18 protein-coding genes are annotated in these 18,168 nt (G+C 66.6%); 9 read left to right on the top strand and 9 right to left on the bottom strand.

Annotated features, from left to right (window positions below; all coding sequences use genetic code 11):
- Nucleotides 1-213 precede the first annotated feature (213 nt).
- The 4 genes from hemE (at nucleotide 214) to hemQ (ending at nucleotide 4,366) form a co-directional block, all read left to right on the top strand.
- The gene (hemE, locus tag AB0M74_RS05100; protein WP_364901749.1) at nucleotides 214-1,278 is read left to right on the top strand and encodes a uroporphyrinogen decarboxylase; all 1,065 of its coding nucleotides are present in this window, start codon (nucleotides 214-216) and stop codon (nucleotides 1,276-1,278) included.
- Between the two features lie 110 nt (nucleotides 1,279-1,388).
- Entirely contained in the window at nucleotides 1,389-1,934 is a 546-nt protein-coding gene (locus AB0M74_RS05095; RefSeq protein ID WP_364901747.1) for an aminodeoxychorismate synthase, read from the top strand.
- Nucleotides 1,935-1,956: 22 nt separating this feature from the next.
- A complete protein-coding gene (locus tag AB0M74_RS05090) occupies nucleotides 1,957-3,303 on the top strand; it encodes a protoporphyrinogen oxidase (RefSeq protein WP_364901745.1) in 1,347 nt (448 codons plus the stop codon).
- Nucleotides 3,304-3,670: 367 nt separating this feature from the next.
- The gene (gene hemQ, locus AB0M74_RS05085) at nucleotides 3,671-4,366 is read left to right on the top strand and encodes a hydrogen peroxide-dependent heme synthase (protein WP_364901743.1); all 696 of its coding nucleotides are present in this window, start codon (nucleotides 3,671-3,673) and stop codon (nucleotides 4,364-4,366) included.
- A gap of 627 nt (nucleotides 4,367-4,993) precedes the next feature.
- Here hemQ and msrB read toward each other — a convergent pair.
- The 4 genes from msrB to AB0M74_RS05065 form a co-directional block, all read right to left on the bottom strand.
- On the bottom strand, nucleotides 4,994-5,437 hold the full coding sequence (gene msrB, locus AB0M74_RS05080; RefSeq protein WP_364901741.1) for a peptide-methionine (R)-S-oxide reductase MsrB: 444 nt from the start codon (nucleotides 5,435-5,437) through the stop codon (nucleotides 4,994-4,996).
- Between the two features lie 47 nt (nucleotides 5,438-5,484).
- Entirely contained in the window at nucleotides 5,485-6,831 is a 1,347-nt protein-coding gene (locus tag AB0M74_RS05075; RefSeq protein WP_364901740.1) for a glycosyltransferase family 87 protein, read from the bottom strand.
- Between the two features lie 68 nt (nucleotides 6,832-6,899).
- Nucleotides 6,900-8,456 (bottom strand): alpha/beta hydrolase, encoded by a 1,557-nt coding sequence (locus AB0M74_RS05070; RefSeq protein WP_364901738.1) that lies wholly within the window; start codon nucleotides 8,454-8,456, stop codon nucleotides 6,900-6,902.
- A 79-nt stretch (nucleotides 8,457-8,535) separates the two neighbouring features.
- Complete coding sequence (locus tag AB0M74_RS05065) at nucleotides 8,536-9,297, bottom strand: pyrimidine reductase family protein (RefSeq protein WP_364901736.1); 762 nt, start codon at nucleotides 9,295-9,297, stop codon at nucleotides 8,536-8,538.
- 35 nt (nucleotides 9,298-9,332) lie between these two features.
- Here AB0M74_RS05065 and zapE point away from each other — a divergent pair, with 35 nt between their 5' ends.
- The 3 genes from zapE to AB0M74_RS05050 all read left to right on the top strand — a co-directional run bounded on the left by zapE (nucleotide 9,333) and on the right by AB0M74_RS05050 (nucleotide 11,239).
- Nucleotides 9,333-10,352: a cell division protein ZapE gene (gene zapE, locus AB0M74_RS05060; protein ID WP_364901734.1), complete on the top strand. Its 1,020-nt coding sequence runs from the start codon at nucleotides 9,333-9,335 to the stop codon at nucleotides 10,350-10,352.
- A 93-nt stretch (nucleotides 10,353-10,445) separates the two neighbouring features.
- Nucleotides 10,446-10,706 carry a hypothetical protein gene (locus AB0M74_RS05055; protein WP_364901732.1) on the top strand — a complete coding sequence of 87 codons (261 nt, stop codon included), beginning with the start codon at nucleotides 10,446-10,448 and terminating at the stop codon, nucleotides 10,704-10,706.
- Nucleotides 10,652-11,239, top strand: a complete 588-nt coding sequence (locus AB0M74_RS05050) for a tyrosine-protein phosphatase (protein WP_364901730.1) — start codon at nucleotides 10,652-10,654, stop codon at nucleotides 11,237-11,239. Before AB0M74_RS05055 ends, AB0M74_RS05050 begins: the two co-directional genes overlap by 55 nt.
- A gap of 53 nt (nucleotides 11,240-11,292) precedes the next feature.
- Here AB0M74_RS05050 and AB0M74_RS05045 read toward each other — a convergent pair whose 3' ends face one another.
- From AB0M74_RS05045 to AB0M74_RS05035, 3 genes are all read right to left on the bottom strand, one after another.
- On the bottom strand, nucleotides 11,293-11,787 hold the full coding sequence (locus tag AB0M74_RS05045; RefSeq protein WP_364901728.1) for a MarR family transcriptional regulator: 495 nt from the start codon (nucleotides 11,785-11,787) through the stop codon (nucleotides 11,293-11,295).
- A 152-nt stretch (nucleotides 11,788-11,939) separates the two neighbouring features.
- The gene (locus AB0M74_RS05040; RefSeq protein ID WP_364901726.1) at nucleotides 11,940-12,719 is read right to left on the bottom strand and encodes an ABC transporter permease subunit; all 780 of its coding nucleotides are present in this window, start codon (nucleotides 12,717-12,719) and stop codon (nucleotides 11,940-11,942) included.
- 51 nt (nucleotides 12,720-12,770) lie between these two features.
- Complete coding sequence (locus AB0M74_RS05035; protein ID WP_364901724.1) at nucleotides 12,771-13,658, bottom strand: ABC transporter ATP-binding protein; 888 nt, start codon at nucleotides 13,656-13,658, stop codon at nucleotides 12,771-12,773.
- 130 nt (nucleotides 13,659-13,788) lie between these two features.
- Here AB0M74_RS05035 and AB0M74_RS05030 point away from each other — a divergent pair, with 130 nt between their 5' ends.
- Nucleotides 13,789-14,544: an alpha/beta hydrolase gene (locus AB0M74_RS05030; protein WP_364901722.1), complete on the top strand. Its 756-nt coding sequence runs from the start codon at nucleotides 13,789-13,791 to the stop codon at nucleotides 14,542-14,544.
- On the opposite strand, the gene AB0M74_RS05025 is transcribed toward AB0M74_RS05030, so the two are convergent.
- Together AB0M74_RS05025 and AB0M74_RS05020 are read right to left on the bottom strand one after the other, a co-directional pair.
- Entirely contained in the window at nucleotides 14,541-15,071 is a 531-nt protein-coding gene (locus AB0M74_RS05025) for a GNAT family N-acetyltransferase (protein ID WP_364901962.1), read from the bottom strand. The two genes, AB0M74_RS05030 and AB0M74_RS05025, sit on opposite strands and share 4 nt — an antisense overlap.
- 5 nt (nucleotides 15,072-15,076) lie before the next feature.
- The gene (locus AB0M74_RS05020; protein ID WP_364901720.1) at nucleotides 15,077-16,318 is read right to left on the bottom strand and encodes an MFS transporter; all 1,242 of its coding nucleotides are present in this window, start codon (nucleotides 16,316-16,318) and stop codon (nucleotides 15,077-15,079) included.
- A gap of 510 nt (nucleotides 16,319-16,828) precedes the next feature.
- On the opposite strand from AB0M74_RS05020, the gene AB0M74_RS05015 reads away from it, so the two are divergent.
- Nucleotides 16,829-18,145 carry a cytochrome P450 gene (locus AB0M74_RS05015; protein WP_364901718.1) on the top strand — a complete coding sequence of 439 codons (1,317 nt, stop codon included), beginning with the start codon at nucleotides 16,829-16,831 and terminating at the stop codon, nucleotides 18,143-18,145.
- Nucleotides 18,146-18,168: the final 23 nt, after the last annotated feature.

Genomic DNA, 18,168 nt, shown 5'->3' with positions numbered 1-18,168 from the left:
CGCGGTCGGAGGCGCGCCGCCGAGCCGCTTTCTGCACCGTCGGATGCGGTGTTTCCGCGCCGCCGTGCTGGGCGGGCGCAGACGAGTCAGGAGGCTGTCGGGTGTGGCTCGTCGCGGGCGCGCTGCCCGGCCGCCCGCGGTCGTGTGTCGGGCGTCGTCTCCGGAGTGGCTCTCCGCCCGGCCGAGCGAAGACCCGGCGGTGGCCCGCTTACGATGAAGGCGATGAACACTCACACCCGCCGCCGGTTGACCGATGCTCCGTTCCTGGCCGCCGCCACTGGCGCCGCACCCAGCCGTCGGCCGGTGTGGTTCATGCGTCAGGCCGGGCGGTCGTTGCCCGAGTACCGTGAACTGCGCAAGGGCATCGGGATGCTCGAATCCTGCTTCGATCCGGAGTTGGTGTGCGAGATCACCATGCAGCCGATCCGCAGGCACGGTGTGGACGCGGCGATCTTGTTCTCCGACATCGTGGTTCCGCTGAAGGCCGCGGGCATCGACCTCGACATCGTGCCCGGTGTCGGTCCGGTGATCGCGTCGCCGGTGCGCACCACCGCCGACGTGCGGGCATTGCCGCGACTGCGTCCCGAGGAAGTGGGCGCGGTCACCGACGGCGTGAAGCTGTTGACCGACGCGCTGGGCGAGACGCCGCTGATCGGGTTCGCGGGCGCGCCGTTCACGCTCGCCTCGTACCTGGTGGAGGGTGGACCGAGCAAGAACCACGAGCGCACCAAGGCGATGATGCACGCCGACCCACAGACCTGGCACGAACTGTTGGGCGTACTGACCGATATCACCATCGCGTTCCTGCAGGCTCAGCTGGCCGCGGGCGTCGACGCGGTGCAGCTGTTCGACTCGTGGGCGGGCGCGCTCTCACTCGCCGACTACCGGACCTTCGTGCTGCCACACTCCGAGCGGGTGTTCGCGGAGGTCGCTGCCGCGGGCGTGCCGCGTATCCATTTCGGTGTCGGGACCGGTGAGCTACTCGGCGCGATGGGCGAGGCGGGCGCGGACGTCGTCGGCGTCGACTGGCGGGTACCGCTGACCGAAGCGGTGCGTCGCGTCGGACCGGGAAAGGCGTTGCAGGGCAACCTGGATCCCGCGGTCCTGTTCGCCGGTCCGGCGGCCGTCGAGGCCGAGACGCGGCGGATCGCCCGCGAAGCCGACGAGGCCGTCACCATGGGCGCGGCAGGACACATCTTCAACCTCGGCCACGGTGTGCTGCCCGACACCGACCCCGGCATCCTGACCGCCCTGGTCGAGCTGGTGCACGAGCTCTGAGCTTGCTCTGTACCCGATCGCTGCCCGGCCGACTCGCGCATCGGCCGGTGATTTCGTCCGCAGATATCGGGAACAGGGCTGATCAGCGGAAGGTTCCTACCATCGTGCATGTGTCGGTACAGGAGATTGCCACCCGAATATTTGCGCAGGAGCCGCGGCTCGGGTCGACGCGTCTGGTTGCGGTGGACGGGGGCGGTGGTGCCGGGAAGTCCACGCTCGCCGCGTCTTTGGCCGCGGAGTGTGCTGCGACGGTGGTGCACACCGACGATTTCGCCGCGGAGAACAACCAGCTTGCCTGGTGGCCGAGGTTGGAGGAGCAGGTGCTCGAACCGATCGCGTGCGGCAGGCCGGGGCGGTATCAGCGCTACGACTGGGTCGATCGGGCGTTGGCGGAGTGGCACGAGGTCACGCCAGGTGGCGTGATCGTGCTGGAAGGCGTGTCATCCGCGCGCGCCGCTGTGCGTGGTCGGCTGTCGTTGGCGGTGTGGGTCGAGACACCGCCCGACGTGCGGTTGGCCCGTGGACTCGAGCGGGACGGTGCCCATACGCTGTCGCTGTGGCAGCAGTGGATGGCGACCGAGGACGCGCACTTCGCGGCCGATCACACCAAGGAGCAGGCAGATCTGATTGTCCGTGGCGACACCAACGGCCGATAGCAGGCAGGTTACGGTCGAAGGTATGAGAATCGCGGTTGTCGGCGGTGGAATCACGGGACTGGTTGCCGCATATCGGTTGCGGACACTGCTCGGGCCGCGCTCCGACATCGTGGTGATCGATCGGGCCGATCGAGTGGGCGGCATTCTGTACACCGGTGAATTGGCGGGGGAGCCTTTGGATCTCGGAGCCGAGGCCTTCGTCGGCCGTCGGCCGGAGGTGCCGGGGCTGGTGCGTGAACTCGGATTGGAGCCACAACTGGTAGTACCGGCGGGGTTGCGTCCGCTGCTCTGGTCGGAGGGCAGTGCGCATCCGATGCCGGAGCGCACCCTGATGGGCGTCCCCGCGGACGCCGAATCGATGCGCGGGCTGGTCGATGCCGACACACTCGCTCGGATCGCCGCGGAATCCGGTAGACCGCTGGCCTGGTACCCCGACGCCGATATCGACGTCTACAGCCTGATCGCCGACCGGTTCGGTGCGCAGGTCGCCGAGCGCAGTGTCGACCCGCTGCTCGGCGGGGTGTACGCAGGAAGCTCCCGTTCGATCGGTGTACGCGCGGCGTTGCCGATGCTGGCCGCGGCACTCGACGACGGCGCACCGAGCCTGACCCATGCGGTCGCTGCGGCCATCCCGCCACCGTCCGACGCGCCCGTCTTCGGCGGCATCCGCGACGGCTATCAGGTTCTGCTGCAAGCACTCTCGGCCAGATCCGATGCGAAGTTCGTGACCGCGACACCGGCCACTCGACTGGCCCGTGGTATGCGCGGCTGGGTTCTCGACCCGGTGGGTGCCGTGGACGCGGTCGTGCTCGCTACCCCGGCGCCGGTGACGGCCCGACTACTACGCACCCTCGCGCCCGCGGCGTCCGCCGCAGCGGCAGGCATCGAGCTGTCCTCGTCTGTCCTTGTCGCACTGGCACTTCCGCGCGACACGGCGCTTCCGCAGAACTCGGGCATCCTTGTCGCTACCGGAGAACCTCTGCGGGCCAAGGCATTCACTCTGTCCAGCCGCAAATGGACGCATCTGGCGCAGCGCGAAACCGCCGCTGTGCGTGTCTCGTTCGGCAAGTTCGGCGACGATTCCACGCTGTCCTGGTCCGATGCCGACCTGATCGCCGCAGCCACCGAAGACCTGGCCACCGTCACCGGTGCCACCATCGAACCGATCGGCGCGCTCGTTCAACGGTGGCCGGGTGGCCTCGCTCAATACGCCCCCGGCCACACCGACCGTGTCGCCGAAATCGAGTCGGCCGTAGCGAATCTCGACGGCCTCGCCGTCGCGGGGGCCTATCTTCACGGTGTCGGCGTCCCGGCCTGTGTCGCCTCGGGCACGGCGGCTGCCCACCGGATCGCAGGGGGACATGCGTGAACCCAGTCCCGGCTACGCGGTTCTCGGGGCCGTCCGAGCAGCTGACCCGCTCGCGTTCGTAGCCGGCAGTCGGGGTTTCGAACCGCAGAGGGCGAATGCCGCCCCGTTCGTTCACGTTCGACCCTGTCGCCTCATCGGCCGTTTCAGGGTCTGTGTCGATGGGCGGCGGCCCCTCGGGTCGTCGGTGGACCGCAGGCCATCGCTGCACCACCGACATTCTGTCGGCAGTCTCCGCACCTCGATCTGGCCATGCCTCGAGGTCGGACAGGCTTGATCTCCCCAGGGGCCGGGCCCGGCCATCGCTGGGCACCGTGGCTTCGATCGGCCCGTGGGCGAAGGGCGTTCTGTCGGGTGGCACGATGGAGGTATGGCGCGACTCGACTACCAGGCCCTCAACTCCACCATCCGGTACCTGATGTTCTCGGTGTTCCAGGTGAAACCGGGTGTGCTCGGGGAAGATCGGGCGAAGGCGATTGCCGATGCGCAGGCGTTTTTCGAAGGGCTCGCCGATCGTGACGTGGTTGTGCGCGGCATCTACGACGTGGCGGGGATGCGTGCCGACGCCGATTTCATGATCTGGACGCACGCCGAACGCGTCGAGGACCTGCAGGCCGCGTACGCGGACTTCCGTCGCACCACAGAGCTGGGCCGGGCGAGTGCTCCGGTGTGGAGCAATGTGGCACTGCATCGGCCCGCCGAGTTCAACAAGAGCCACGTGCCGGCGTTTCTTGCCGGTGAAGACCCGGGCAATTACATCTGCGTCTATCCGTTCGTGCGGTCCTATGAGTGGTACCTGCTGCCCGATGACGAGCGCCGCAAGATGCTCGCCGATCACGGCAAAGCGGCCCGTGGCTACCCGGATGTCCGCGCCAACACCGTCAGCTCGTTCGCCCTCGGCGACTACGAGTGGATTCTCGCGTTCGAGGCGCCGGAACTGCACCGCATCGTTGATCTGATGCGTGACCTGCGCGCTACCGAGGCCCGCCTGCATGTGCGTGAAGAGGTTCCGTTCTACACCGGTCCGCGCGTCGAGGTGGACAAGCTCATCGCCGCGCTGCCCTGAGCTGTCTTCGACGGTGACGTCGGAGAGCGCCGTCTGCCACTCCCACGGGTGCGTGCCATAGCGCGGTGTCGTGGCTGCCGAGCGGGTCGAGGTGACCTGGTATTCCCTCTTTGACCTCCGGTGATTCGGATCTGACCGCGCCGCGGGCACCAGTACGGTGTGTGCGGGGGCCGACAAACGCGGAGTCGGCGAGTGTCCGGTGGGAGATGAAGTGCGCGCCGGCGTTGTGGCAGCGGCGACACTGCCGGCCGCCGTACCTGGGACCACCATGGAATTCCTGGCAGCAGAATTCCACGCTGCCGAGCTGAATTCAGGATCGGCCACAATCTGTCGACGGATGTGCCGTCCGGCTCGGCAGACGCGTGCGGAGAGGCATTCCTCGGCAGCTGTGCGAAGACGCACGGCACTCTGCCGTTTGCGATCTGCGACATGTCGCATGAGACTCGACCGAAGTAGCGGCTCCCGACCGCGCGCAGGTGGCGCCGTCCACCTGCGGTGACGTGTTTCGCCGGCCTGCCCGTCGGCAGCCGTAACTGAGCGATCGGAGTACAGCAGACCGCATGCCCCGATATTTCGGGGCATGCGGTCTGCGACTGCGATCCGTACCCTTCCGCTGAGCGCCGAAGACTACTGCGCTGCGGTGCCCGAGGGGTGCAGCTGCAGTGCGATGGAGTTGATGCAGTAGCGCTTGTCGGTGGGCGTGCTGTACCCCTCGCCCTCGAACACGTGGCCGAGGTGGCTGTGGCAATTCGCGCACAGCACTTCGACCCGTCTCATGCCGAGGGTGTCGTCGGAGCGCAGCAGGACCGCCTCCGACTCGGCCGGATCGAAGAACGAGGGCCACCCGCAGTGTGAGTCGAACTTCTCGGTGCTGCGGAACAACTCGGCCCCGCACGCACGGCACACGTAGACGCCTTCGGCCTTGGTGTCGGTGTATTCGCCGGTGAAGGGGCGTTCGGTCGCGGCCTGCCGCAGAACCGCGTACTCCTCGGGATTCAGCTTGGCCTTCCACTCCTGCGGCGTCAGCTGGATGCGAGGCGCGGGCATGGTCGTGTCAGCGTCGGAACTCATTGCTCCACGCTAATAGGTTTTCGGCTGCCGCGCCGCAAACCATGGCGCTACTTGACTGCGCTCGGCTCCGGTTCCCGAAGCCCGGACCGTGCGCTGTCCTCGGCGTCGGTGTCTTCGGAGTCCGTCTCGATCGCACTCCGCGGCACCGCGGCGGCAACCGTGTCGCCGCTGGAATCGGGCGCCGACCGTATCCAGGTCGGGTCGATGCCCAAGTGCAGTCGACCGTCACGCTTGGCTGCCAGGTAGCGGTCACCGAGCACGCAGAAGATCACGATCAGTAGCAGACCCCAGCCGAAGGTAATGCGCAGATACTCCAGGTTGCGCCCGAAGCCCTGCCAGCGGTCGGAGAGCCATTTGTCGTAAGACATGAACCCGAACACCGCCAGCCACGCAGGCCAGTTGCGCAGCACTGAATTGTGCAGCACCACCGACATCAGCAACGGGAACAGCATCATCGAGTAGTACATCTGCCCGAGCGAGGGCAGCAGGAACGACGCGGTCATCAGCACACCGGACGCGGTCGTGACGAAGAACAGCTCGTCCTCGCGGTAATAGCGGTACAGCAGCCACAGCGTAATGGCGACCAGAACGCCCATGAGGATGCGCATGCCCCAGGTCAGCCACAGCGGCAGGCCGTAGTAGGCCGCATTGCCGACGATGGCGCTGTTGAAGTAGTCCCGCGACTCGACGATGTAGCGCGCGGTGCGGGTGAAGAATTTGTCCGCGTCCTTCGACAGTGGCCAGGCGATCGCGGTCAGCGCGACGGGTACGCCGATCGCGGTGTAGAAGACCTTCCACTGGCCGCGCGCGGCCGCGATCAGGATCAGCGGTGCCAGTGTCGGTTTCACAGCGATACTCAATCCGAGTATCGCGCCTGCCCAGAGGTCTCGGCGTTGGAGCAGCAGATGCAGGAAGACCACCTCGGCCAGCAGGATGCAACCGTTGACGTTGGTGAAAACAAGTGTGTTGGTGACTGTTTCGGAGATGAACATCGCGAACATCAGCACCGGCGCCGCCACCGAGGACAGCGTGAACTTGAACAGCTTCAGCAGCAGGTACCAGGCCAGGATGATGGCGGCGGCGTTGAGCAGGATGAAGCACCAGCGCGACTTTTCCGGATCGACCAGGGCCAGCGGCGCGATCAACAGCGTTCCACTCGGCGGGTACAGGTAATGCGGGTCCACCGAGTCGAAATTGGCGGTGTACACCGGGTTGCCGTTGAGGAAGGCCAACGACGCGGTGTAGACCGGCTTGAAGTCGTCGGTGATAAACCCGTTGACAGCCTTGATGAAGACCCGATTGAGCACAGTCATGACCGCTAGCGGCCAGAGTGCGAACTTGATCGCTTCGGCGGTGGTACGAGCGGTGCGCGGCTCGAGCTGTCGAAGTAACACTGGGGCACGGTACACCGGATCAGCTCATGACGGTTGCGGGACCTGCCCGGCGCGTCGATATCAGGGGGTCACGCGGGGCACGCGGTGCCATCCTTGGGCAACTTTGCGTCCTTCAGATAGTCGAGCAGCGCCTGTTGCGCACAGCCGGAATGGGTGAAGACCGGATGGCCCCAGCCCTGCCACGCTACCGAGGCGTGGCGGGCGCCCGCTGCGCCGAGGGCGCCGGTCACCGATGCCTGGCCGTTGGTGCCGACGACAGGATCCGCGATCCCGCCGAGAACGAGAACCGGCAGGTCGAGCTTTGCGGGCAGCGGTGGCGCGCCCGCAACCGGCCAGGCGGCGCACGCCATCATCGCGATCGCGGCGGCCTTGCCGAAGACTGGATATTTCTGTCCCCACTCGGCACTGAGTTCCGCGGCCCGGTTCGGGGTCGGCGGCGTTTGATTGTCGGTGCAGCCGTTCACGAATTGCCCGTCACTTGCGGTGGCGGCGGATTCGCGCAGGATGAGATTGCCGAGCGCACCACGGTCGCCACGTCCGGCCGCTGAGAGCGCATCGGCGAGTTCGGTGATGCGGTTGGCCTGGTCGGAGCGCGGCGCGCCGAGAAAGCCGGTCACTGCGGTCAGCAGCGCGTGCGCGGAGACATCGCCGAGACCACCGGTGCTCGCGCGTTTCACCAGATCGGTCACTGCCGCGCGCGGGTCCGCACCGAGCGAGCAGTTGATTCCTATGCACCGCTGCGCGAAGGCGGTCAGCGCCGCCTCCGCGCCCTGGACCTGCTGCTCGGTCCTGGTGATCGCGTCGGCGCCGACGGCTTCGGGGGAGTCGAGGATCAGCCGCGACAGGTGGTCGCCGTACCTGCGGGCGAAGCTCAGCGCCACCTTGGCGCCGTTGCCGCTGCCGAGCAGGTCGATGTGTTCGACCTGCCACTGCTTGCGCAGCTGTTCGATGTCGTCGGCAGCGTGTGGGGCGTCGAAGGTGCCCTCGTAAGGGTGCAGGAAGTCGCGGCACGCGATGGTGGCGTCCTGGCTGAACCCGGTCACCGCCTCGGCGGGATCGGTTGTGCCCGGTGTGAATTGCGCGTTGTCGGCGAGGCCGCGACGCACGTCGGTCGGCAGGCAGTCGATCGGTTGCGAGGTGCCCAGGCCCCGGCGATCCACCGCAACGATCGGACGCGTGGTCAGCAGACTGCTCGCCGGTCCCACGGCCAGCCCGGCCAGGGTGGCCGAGGAGGACCGATCCGCTCCTGAGGTGAGTACCAGCGGGGCGGCGTCGGCCGGGGTCTGCGGCAGGCGGGCCCGCATGGCGCCTGCGCGGAAGGTGCCCAGTACCGAGCCCGTCCCGTCGATCGGCGTCGAGAACTCCGCGCACTCGAGAACCAGGCCGGTGGGCGCGGGGCCGAGCCCGAGCAGGTTCAGCGTCGGCGCCGTGCACTCCCGCCAGCTCAGGTCGGTCTTGGGCAGCTCGGCCTTTGGCGGCGGTGGCGGGGTCGACGTGGCGGCGGGCCCCCCGACGGCGGGCGCGCGCTCGACGGCGACACCGGGGCGATCGGAAGGTCCCGCACCGCATCCGGCGATCATGATCGAGAGTGTCGAGGCCAGCACGGCGGCCCGAGTCCAGCGCATGCGCTACAGCCTGCCAGGTTCGCCCGGTTGTTTCACAAAGGAGCCGTAGATGGGCGCTGGGGCATGGGTGTCGCGGCCATCAGCGACGGGTCCAACGGGTGAGCATCGTGCCGTCGTCGTCGAGCAGAATGTGCTTGCGTGCCATCGGGGTGCGGAACTCGTGTGCGGACAGCGAAATTCGTCGCGCTGTGCCGCCGACCAGCACCGGTGCGGTAGTCAAGCACAGTTCGTCGATCGCGTCGGCGCCGAGTAGCTCGCCGAACAGCTGGGGGCCGCCCTCGCACAGCACGCGGCGCACTTCGAACTCCTCCAACGCCCGGAGCAGTCCTTTCGGTGTGACCGCGATATCGCCCGCCTCCACGACCCGCGCGCCCGCGTCACGCAACTGCTGCTTGCGGTCGCGCGCAGCCGCGACAGTGGTGATGATGATGGGTGCGACGGAGGTATCGGTGCACAGCCGCGAGCCGGGTTCGATCGCGGCGCTCGCGGTGAGCACGGCGATCGGCGGGGGTGCGCCGTCGCGGTGGCCGCCGAGCCCACGGTCGTAGAGAGCACGGCGCCGCTGCGGGTCGGCGCGGGCGCCGCCGTAGTTCTCCGCGCGCACGGTGCCCGCGCCGACGAGGATCACATCGGCCAACTCGCGCAGCATTGTGAACACCGACTTATCGGCGGGCGTGCCGAGCCCCTCGGACAGTCCGCCGCTGGTGGCGGCGCCATCGATGCTGGACACGAAATTGGCTCGGACCCAGGGCCGGTCGAGCCGGGCGGGGTAGGCGTACAGCTCGGCCAGGTCGTCGTCGCTCAGCCCTGTGAGCTGGATCGCATTGTGGATACGCTGCATGAAGCAACATCACACCACGTCATTAAGCTCCGTCTATGCAAGAACGCCTTGTCGATCGCCATCCGGAGGTTCCGGCAGACCAGTTGGTCGCGCAGATGGTGCCCCCGCCCATGTTCGACGAGGTCAGTTTCGCCTCCTACATCCCGGATCCCAAGGAGCCGAGCCAGGCCGCCGCGGTGCGCAAGGCCGAGGACTTCGCCGGTCAGGTCGCCAAGATCAACCACGCGGCCAACAAGAAGAGCCTGTTCGGCAAGAAGAAGCCGGTCAGTGGCGCGGGCCTGTATCTCGACGGCGGATTCGGTGTCGGCAAGACCCACTTGCTCGCCTCGATCTTTCACAGCGCGCCCGCGCCGAAGTCATTCGGCACCTTCGGTGAGCTCACCAATCTCGTCGGTGCGCTCGGCTTCAACAATGCTGTCGAGCGGCTGGCGGCCAACAGTGTGCTGTGCATCGACGAGTTCGAACTCGACGATCCCGGCGACACCATGCTGGTCTCGCGACTACTGACGGAGCTGTCCGCGCGCGGGGTGTCGATCGCCGCGACCTCCAATACGTTGCCCGGACAGCTGGGCGAAGGGCGCTTCGCCGCGCAGGACTTCCTGCGGGAAATCAAGAAGCTCGGCTCGATTTTCGAGGCCGTGCGTGTCGATGGCCCCGACTACCGCCACCGCGATCTGCCGCCTGCTCCCGAGCCGACCTCACCGGAGTTGCTGACCGAACGGGCCACTGCCACACCGGGATCCACGCTCGATGAGTTCGACGCGCTGCTGCAACACCTGAGCACGCTGCATCCGTCGAAGTACGGTGCACTGATCTCGGGAGTGCCGTCGGTGTATATCTCGAACGTGCACCAGGTCAACGACCAGGCCGTCGCGCTGCGCATCGTGGTGCTCGCGGACCGGCTCTACGACGCGAGCATTCCGGTGACCGTCTCCGGTGCCAAGCTCGACGAGATCTTTTCGCAGGAGATGCTCGACGGCGGATACCGCAAGAAGTACCTGCGTGCGATCTCGCGACTGCTGGCGCTGTCGCGTTTCGAAGCGGCTGCCGCGTAGGAGCCACGACGCAAAGTTGACCTAATGGTATTTCAATTGGTTGGGTGGGTCTCGAAGCCGGGGGCTGTTCGTTCAACCGATGGGAGATCTGCCATGGTCAGTCGTTCGATCCGTGTCCCGGTGGCGCTCGCCGCCGGTCTCACGGTCGCCTTCGGGCCCGTGACAGGCGTTGCCCTCGCGGACCGGCCGAGTGTTTCGGAGGCCGTGTTCGACCGTTCGCTGAACCTGCAGGGCGTGCAGAACGCGCGCGACGCGGGCGGCTACCGCACCGGGGACGGCCACCTGGTACGCACCGGCTGGTGTACCGCACCGGCCAGCTCAACAACGCGACACCGGCCGATCTCGCCGAACTGACCCACCGCCAGGTCCGCTACGTCGAGGACCTGCGCACCGTCTTCGAGCGCGCCATCGGCCCCGACAAGGTGCCCGCCGGCGCCACCCCACAGTGGGCCGATGTCATCGGCCAGGCGCCGCCACAGACCCTGATCACCACCCTGACCGGTGGCGACGACCTCTACCGCGCCTTCATCACCGCCCCCGGCGCCGATGAAGCCTTTGCCGCGGTGCTGCGCCACATCATCGACACCGAAGATGGCGCTGTGTTGTTCCACTGCACCGCGGGCAAGGACCGCACCGGCTGGACCTCCGCGGTCCTGCTGACCATTCTCGGCGTCGACCGCGACACTGTGAACCAGGACTACTTGCTGTCCAACCAGTACCGCAACACCGGCCCGAACGACACCATCAACGGCGTCCAGCAGCCGTGGCTCGACGCCGCCTTCGATCAAGCCGCCCGGACCTACGGCAGTTTCGACAACTACGTCCGCGAGGGTCTTCGGCTCTCGACCGCCGACGTCGCTGCACTGAAGGCCAAAATGCTGGCCTGATTCCGGCTGTCACGCAAGGGATCCCGGCTGAGGCCAAGTCTCGGATGCTCGGTTCAGGAGCGCGGGTGCGCGGCGTCCCAGCGATCGAGCAGTACGGGTATCTCCTTGGCGACGAACAGGAAGAACTCGTGCATGTCGCGAACCCGGGCGGCTTGTTCGCCGTTCGGGTCGTCGAACAGCGCGAGGCCGCGTGTGGTCGTGTCGGTGAGATCGGTGTATTGAGCGAGCTGTTGGCGCTGCAGGTCGGGAAGGATTCCAGGCCGGATCGAGTAGTAGTCCCTGCGATCACCCGGCCTGGAGATCTTGTCTACCCAGCGCATGGCGACCAAGGTCTTCAGTGCACTCGAGATGGATCCCTTCGATGCCTGCAGCGCGTCGGCGATCTGGCCGAACGTCTGCTGGGGCGGCTCGCAGATCAGCAGCCAGGCCGCCGCCCGGCCGACCATCCGGACCAAGCCCATTTTTTCGAAGACGAGCGCCAAATCCTCGACGAAAGCCAACTGTTCCGGCGTGGGGTCATTGGTCGGCTCGTTGTCCGCGGTGCTCATGATCGGGCCTCGCCAGCGGTCTGTTCGGTGGTCCCCGGTGGCGCTGTGCATATGTTTCGTTCGCTGCGCTCGCTCATCGGTCGAGTATCCCTTCGGTGATGTCGATATGGGTAAACGGGGCGGGCCGTGTCGGCCCGCCCCGTTCGGAAGGATCAGACCGCCAGGTCGCGGCGGTCGAAGGCACTCAGCGCGGCCGTCACGGCGACAACGACCACGGCGACCAGCACCGCCAGGTTGATGCCGTTCCAGCCGTTGACCAAAGGCGAGTCACCGATCGCGTAGTAGAACGGCGACAGCTTGCGCAGCCAATCGGTGCCGTCGAACATCCCGCCGAGGTTGTTGGCCAGGTAGGCAGCCAGTGCGACCAGCGCGGCGAATCCCAGTGTCAGCGTACGCTTTCCGGTGAGGGCGCCGATCAACATGGTGATCGTGCCGACGAGGAGGGCGAGCAGGCCCAGTCCCGCGCTTGCGGCAACGATATTGCCCGCTGGAATGTTCATCTGTCCCGCGTTCGCGCCGGCGATGATGCTCAGAGTGAAGACAGTGGTGACGATTCCGGTTTGCACCACCAGTGCCGCGAACCGCTGAGCGAGTAGGCCCCGGCGGTTGATCGGTTGGGCCAGTAGCAGGTCCAGCGTCCCGCTGTCTTCCTGGGCGGCCGAACGTGCTGCGAAGGTGACCGCGAAGATGAGCAACAACAGCGTGCCCATCATCGCGTACACCATGGATTGCATATAGCCGGTGGCACTGGCGAAATCGCCCATACCCATGGCTTCGTACATCTTGTTCTGCTTGATGTCGAGCGAGCCCTGCTGCTGCAGCGACTGGAAGTTGGGCAGGTACATCATCGGGACGATGGCCAGGCCGATCGACCAGCCGATCAGGCCGCGGCGCTGTTCCTTCAGCGTCTGGGTGAAAACCGAGCGGGTCATGACGAGTCCTCCTGTGCGATAGGTATTTTGGTGGTGTGTCCGCGGTGTGGGTCAGCGGCCGTAGAGGCTGAAAAAGATCCGTTCGAGGTCCGGCTCGGCGGAGAGCACGCTGACCATGCGGTACTTCGCGGCCATTTTGAACAGGTCGTCCACTTCGCCTTCGGTGGTGCAGCGCAACGTTTTTCCCTCGATGGTCAGGTCGCGCACGCCGGGCAGCTTCGCGAAATCGTCGGCGAAAATGTCCTCGCCGAACACCAGCTCGACCGAGCGCGGCGAACGGCGCCGCAGATCCTCGACGTTCTCGGTGCCGAGCAGCCTGCCCGCGCGCATGATGACGGCCCGATCGGCGGTCTGCTGCACTTCGCTGAGAATGTGGGAGGACATGAACACTGTCTGCCCGTTGTGCTTCGCCGCGGTGACCAGGTCCAGGAAGCGCTGCTGCAGTAGCGGATCCAGGCCGGAGGTCGGTTCGTCGAGGATGAGCAGGTCGGGGTTGTGCATGAAGGCGGCGATGATGCCGACCTTCTGCTTGTTGCCCTTGGACATCGCGCCGACCTTCTTGGACAGATCCAGATCGAGCAGATCGGCGAGATCGGTGATCCGATTCGCCGGGACCGTGCCGCGCAGATCGGCCAGGAACCCGAGCAGGTCGCGTGCGGTGTTGCGGCCTTCGATCTCGAGCTCGCCCGGCAGATAGCCGATGCGTTTGCGCAGTTCCGCACCGCCTGCACGCGGATCGACGCCGAGAACTTCGACCTGCCCTGAGGTCGGCCGGATCAGATCCAGCAGGATGCGGATGGTGGTGGACTTGCCCGCGCCGTTGGGGCCGAGAAATCCGAATACCTCGCCCTGGCCGACCTCGAGATTCAGGTCGGTGAGGGCGACATGCTTGCCGTAGTGCTTGGTCAGGCCCTCGGTGCGGATCGCGGCGGTGGTCATGATGCTCCTTCGAAATGTTCTCGATCAGGTTCTGTATGTCTTGCGATTTCCGTAAGAACTGATGTGTTCAGTAAATACTGAACAATCAGAACTTGTCAACCTCTGAAACGGATCCAGTTACGATGCGGGCATGACGAAGTTCGAGACCTGGGACGGGTTGCGGCTCAACTACCGCGTGTGGGAGGGCGAGGGGGTCCCGGTCGTGCTGCAGCACGGGGTCGTCGCCGACACCAATGCCAACTGGATGGGCACCGGGGTGGTGCAGGCATTGCACACTGCCGGGCACACCGTCGTCTCGCTCGACGCCCGCGGACACGGCCGCTCGGACAAACCACACGACCCCGCTCGGTATTCGTGGGCGGCGATGGCGAAGGACGTCAGCGCACTGTACGACGAGCTCGGCTTCGATCGCGTCGTGCAGGTCGGCTATTCGATGGGTGGGGTTATCTCGCTACTGGTCGCGGCCGCCGACGAGCGGGTGACGAAGCTGGCCGTCGGCGGCATCGGCTCGGGTGTGCTCGACTGCGGTGGCGTCGACCGCCGCGTCATCGACATCGACGACCTGCGCACCGCCATGCGCGGCGACGGCGCGGGCGCGTCCCAGGTCGCCAAGATGTTCCGGATTCTCGCCGATGCGATCGGTGCCGACCGGGCGGCCATCGAGGCGGTCGCGACCGGTCTCGACGACGAGCCGATCGCCACACTGGCCGGCGTTACCGTGCCCACGCTGGTTCTGGCAGGTGCCGCCGACCCATTCGCCGCCGAACCCGAACGTCTTGCCGCGGCCTTACCAGACGGCACTCTGGCGATGGTGCCCGGTGACCATTTGATGGCCGTGATCGAACCGGCATTTCATATGGCGCTGGTGAATTTCGTGAAGAGCTAGAGCATCATTCGCATCACGAAGTCGTGATGCAGCTGGTTGCCGACGTGGAAGGTCTTGGTGCCCACCCTGGTGAACCCGTGCTTGGTGTAGAAACGCTGGGCCCGGGTGTTTTCCTGATTGACCCCGAGCCAGACTCCCGCGGCCCCCTCTTCACGCGCGCGTTGAAGTGCGGCCCGCATCAGCGCCTTCGATACCCCACTGCCGTGATGGCCGGGCAGCACATACATTTTGCTGATCTCGACAACGGGCCGCAGATTCACCGCCGCGGCGACCTGGGGATCGGTCGGGTCGCCTGCGTGCAGCATCGCGTAGCCGACGATGTCACCGTTCGCGACCGCCTTCAGCACAGTGCGCGTCGGGTCGGTCAGGTATTCGCCGAAGCGCTCTCCCGACAGCACATCGCTGATGAAGATCTCCATGTCGTCGGCGGTGGCGCCGGGTGGGCAGGCTAGTGGAAAGGTCGCGGCCGCAACGTCACTGAGGGCTTCGGCGTCCCACAATCCGGCCCGGTCGACAGTGACTGGGATGTTGCTCATCTGTCCAGTACAGCATGGTCATCGCCCTCCGCGAGAAACTTGCCCGCTTCGGAACGGGAATGGAACACACGTGCGAGCCCGATGAGGATCGCCGCGAAGACGAGGGGAATGACGAATCCGGCACGGTGTCCGAAACCGGCGGCGATCGCGCCGACCACACCGCCACCCACGAGCGTGCCCGCGTAGTTGAACAGGTTCAGGCGTGCCATCAGCGCGTCCAATGCGCGTCCGCTGGTCAGCCGTCCCGCCTCACTGAAACACAACGGTGCGATCACCGGCATTCCGATACCCGCGACCGAGAAGCCGACAATGGCGACCACCGGCCCGGGAGCCGCCACCACCACCGCAAGGCCGACCACCCCGATCGTGGCGGCGACCTGCACGACCCGACGCGGCCCGAAGCGTCGAACCCAGATGTCCCCAGTGAGCCGGGCGATCAGCGAGGCGCCCTGATAGGCGGCCAAGGCCAAGGCCGCGGTCGCCGAACCGGCGAGCAGGTCGTCGGTCAGATAGAGCGCAGACCAGTTGCCGACCGCGAGGTCGATCGCGAACACCAACGCCATAGCAATGCCGAACACCAGATACGCCGAGAGCGCGACAGTCCGCGATGGTTCCGTTGCTCCGGATTCGCTCTCGGCCGCACCCGCTTCCGCCGGACCTGTTTCCGCCGCGTCGGCGCCGAGCAGTCGCGGTCCGAGTACCAGCCCGAGCACAAGTACTACCCCTGCCGCCGTCAGGACCGATTCGCGCAGCGTCACCTCGAGTGCCTCGCAGCCGGACACGAACAGCGCGCCGGTGATCGCCCCCGCGCTCCAGGCCGCGTAGAACGACGACAGGATAAAGGTGCCGTACCCGTGCTGGATGAACACCGCCTGCATATTGGTGCTCGCATCGACGATGCCGACCGCGATTCCGTAGCAGCCGAGCATCACCAACATCGCGATCGTGTTCGGTGCCATGGCGAGCGCGCAGCCGGTGATCGCGATGCCGAGCAGACCGATGCGCAGCGTGGTGCGGCTCGACCAGCGGATCGCCAGCCGTTCGGCCACCACGCTACCGCCACCGGCGAGCAGTGACACCAACACCACCGACCCGACGATCAGGCCGTCGGACAGGTCGAACCGCTCCTTCTGCTGTGGCAAGTGGGTGAGCACCACCGCGAAGAAGAAACCCTGCAACCCGAACGCGAAGGAGTTCGCGATCCGAGCGCCGCGCAGCACGGGCGCAATCGAACTCATTCCCGCAGGGTAACGACACCGGCGGCGGTACGCCCGCCGAACCGTGCAGGCCGGGAACCACGCCGCATCCCCGTTCCGGGCACGTCGTGGTCGCACGGTGGCCGACCGTGGCACAGCGTGCCGGTCATGCAGCTGCCCGACAGGCCGGCACCATCGCCGGCGATCTACCCGCGCCGGACTCCTGCGACCTCGAACTCGACGACTACGCCCACTCTGGAAGACGCTGTCATCGATGACCGATTGCCGATACCAGCGATGGTCACGGGTTCGGGATCCTGGCATCGGGCCGGCGGGACGAGCGCCAAAATAACAGGGGCGCAAGGTAACTCGAGCGGCGCGTGGATAGTCGATTCGGGGCGAGCGCCAGCGGTCTTCTCCTCGTGCACCGCATGCCCGCGCTGCGGACCTGCGGCAGGCGGGCCCTCGGCCTTACGTGCGGTCGACGGAATGTGCGACATTTGCTCGTGACCGGACACAAGGATGCCTCCGGCCTCGGATTCGGAGGAAACGATGACAGCAACGTATCCGCCGGGCCCGCCGCTACCAGCATTCGTGCAGGGCTTGTTGTACCTGCGCCGCCGGTCACTGATCTTGCCGCCGCTGCGTCGGCGCTACGGTGACGTGTTCGCGCTGCGCGTGCCGCCATTCGCGGACAAGCTCGTGGTGTTCACCCGGCCCGAACACATCAAGCAGATCTTTGCGGGCGACCCGCGGGACCTGCATGCCGGTGAAGGCAACCAGATTCTCGGGCCGATCATGGGCGCGCATTCGGTTCTGATGACCGACGAAGCCGAGCACGCCAAGGCGCGTCGATTGCTGATGCCTGCCTTCAACGGTTCGGCACTGCGCGGCTATCGGGCCGTGGTTGCCGAGATCGCGGGCGCGGAAGTGCACCGCTGGCAGCCCGGCTCGACAGTGATCACCCTCGACCGGATGAACGCGCTCACTCTCGAGGTCATCATGCGGGTGGTGTTCGGCGTCACCGACGCACGCACCCGTGCGGCACTCGCACCGCGGCTGCATCGCATTGTCACCATCGGCACTATTCAGTACATCGGTTTCCTGAAACCCGCGCTGCAGCGGTTCGCGCCGTGGAAGGGCTTCCACGGCAACCTGGTCGCCATCGACGATCTGCTCTACGCGGAGATCGCTGCCCGCCGCACAGTACCTGACCTCGCGGAGCGCACGGATGTGCTGTCGAGGCTGCTGCAGGCGGGCGGTAGGACAGACGCCGACCCGCCGCTCACCGATGCCGAATTGCGTGACCAGCTGATCACCCTGCTGCTGGCCGGGCACGAAACCACCGCCGCGGCACTGTCCTGGGCCTTGCATGAACTCGCCATCCACCCCGACCTGCAACAGCAGGCCATCGAGGCGGTGCGCACCGACGACGACAAAACACTCGAAGCCGTCATGAAGGAAGCCCTGCGGCTGCGCACCGTGATTCCCGGCGCCGTCCGCAAACTCACCGACGATATGACGATCGGTGGCTGGCAGCTGCCCGCGGGCACCGTGGTCAGCTGCTCCATCCTGCTGGCGCACCGCAGTACGGAGAACTATCGCGACGCCGCCGCATTCCGGCCGTCGCGCTTCCTCGACGGCGAGGTGACGCCGAACACCTGGCTACCCTTCGGCGGTGGGGTGCGCCGCTGCATCGGTGCGGGTTTCGCGCTCATGGAGGGCACCACCGTGCTACGCGAAATCCTGAGCAGATACCGCCTGTCGGCGCCCGCGGGTGCGAAGCCGGAACGCGGTCGTGTACGCAACATCACTACGGTGCCGCGCGGCAAGGCCACGATGGTCGTCACTCCGCGTTCAGACGGGTGAAATATTGGGCGGGCTTTGCCGCA

The sequence above is a fragment of the Nocardia sp. NPDC051463 genome (assembly GCF_040681975.1).
In the GTDB taxonomy this organism is placed as follows: domain Bacteria; phylum Actinomycetota; class Actinomycetes; order Mycobacteriales; family Mycobacteriaceae; genus Nocardia.
Note: the sequence above shows the minus strand (reverse complement) of the source record. Positions and strands in the feature narration are given on the sequence as shown.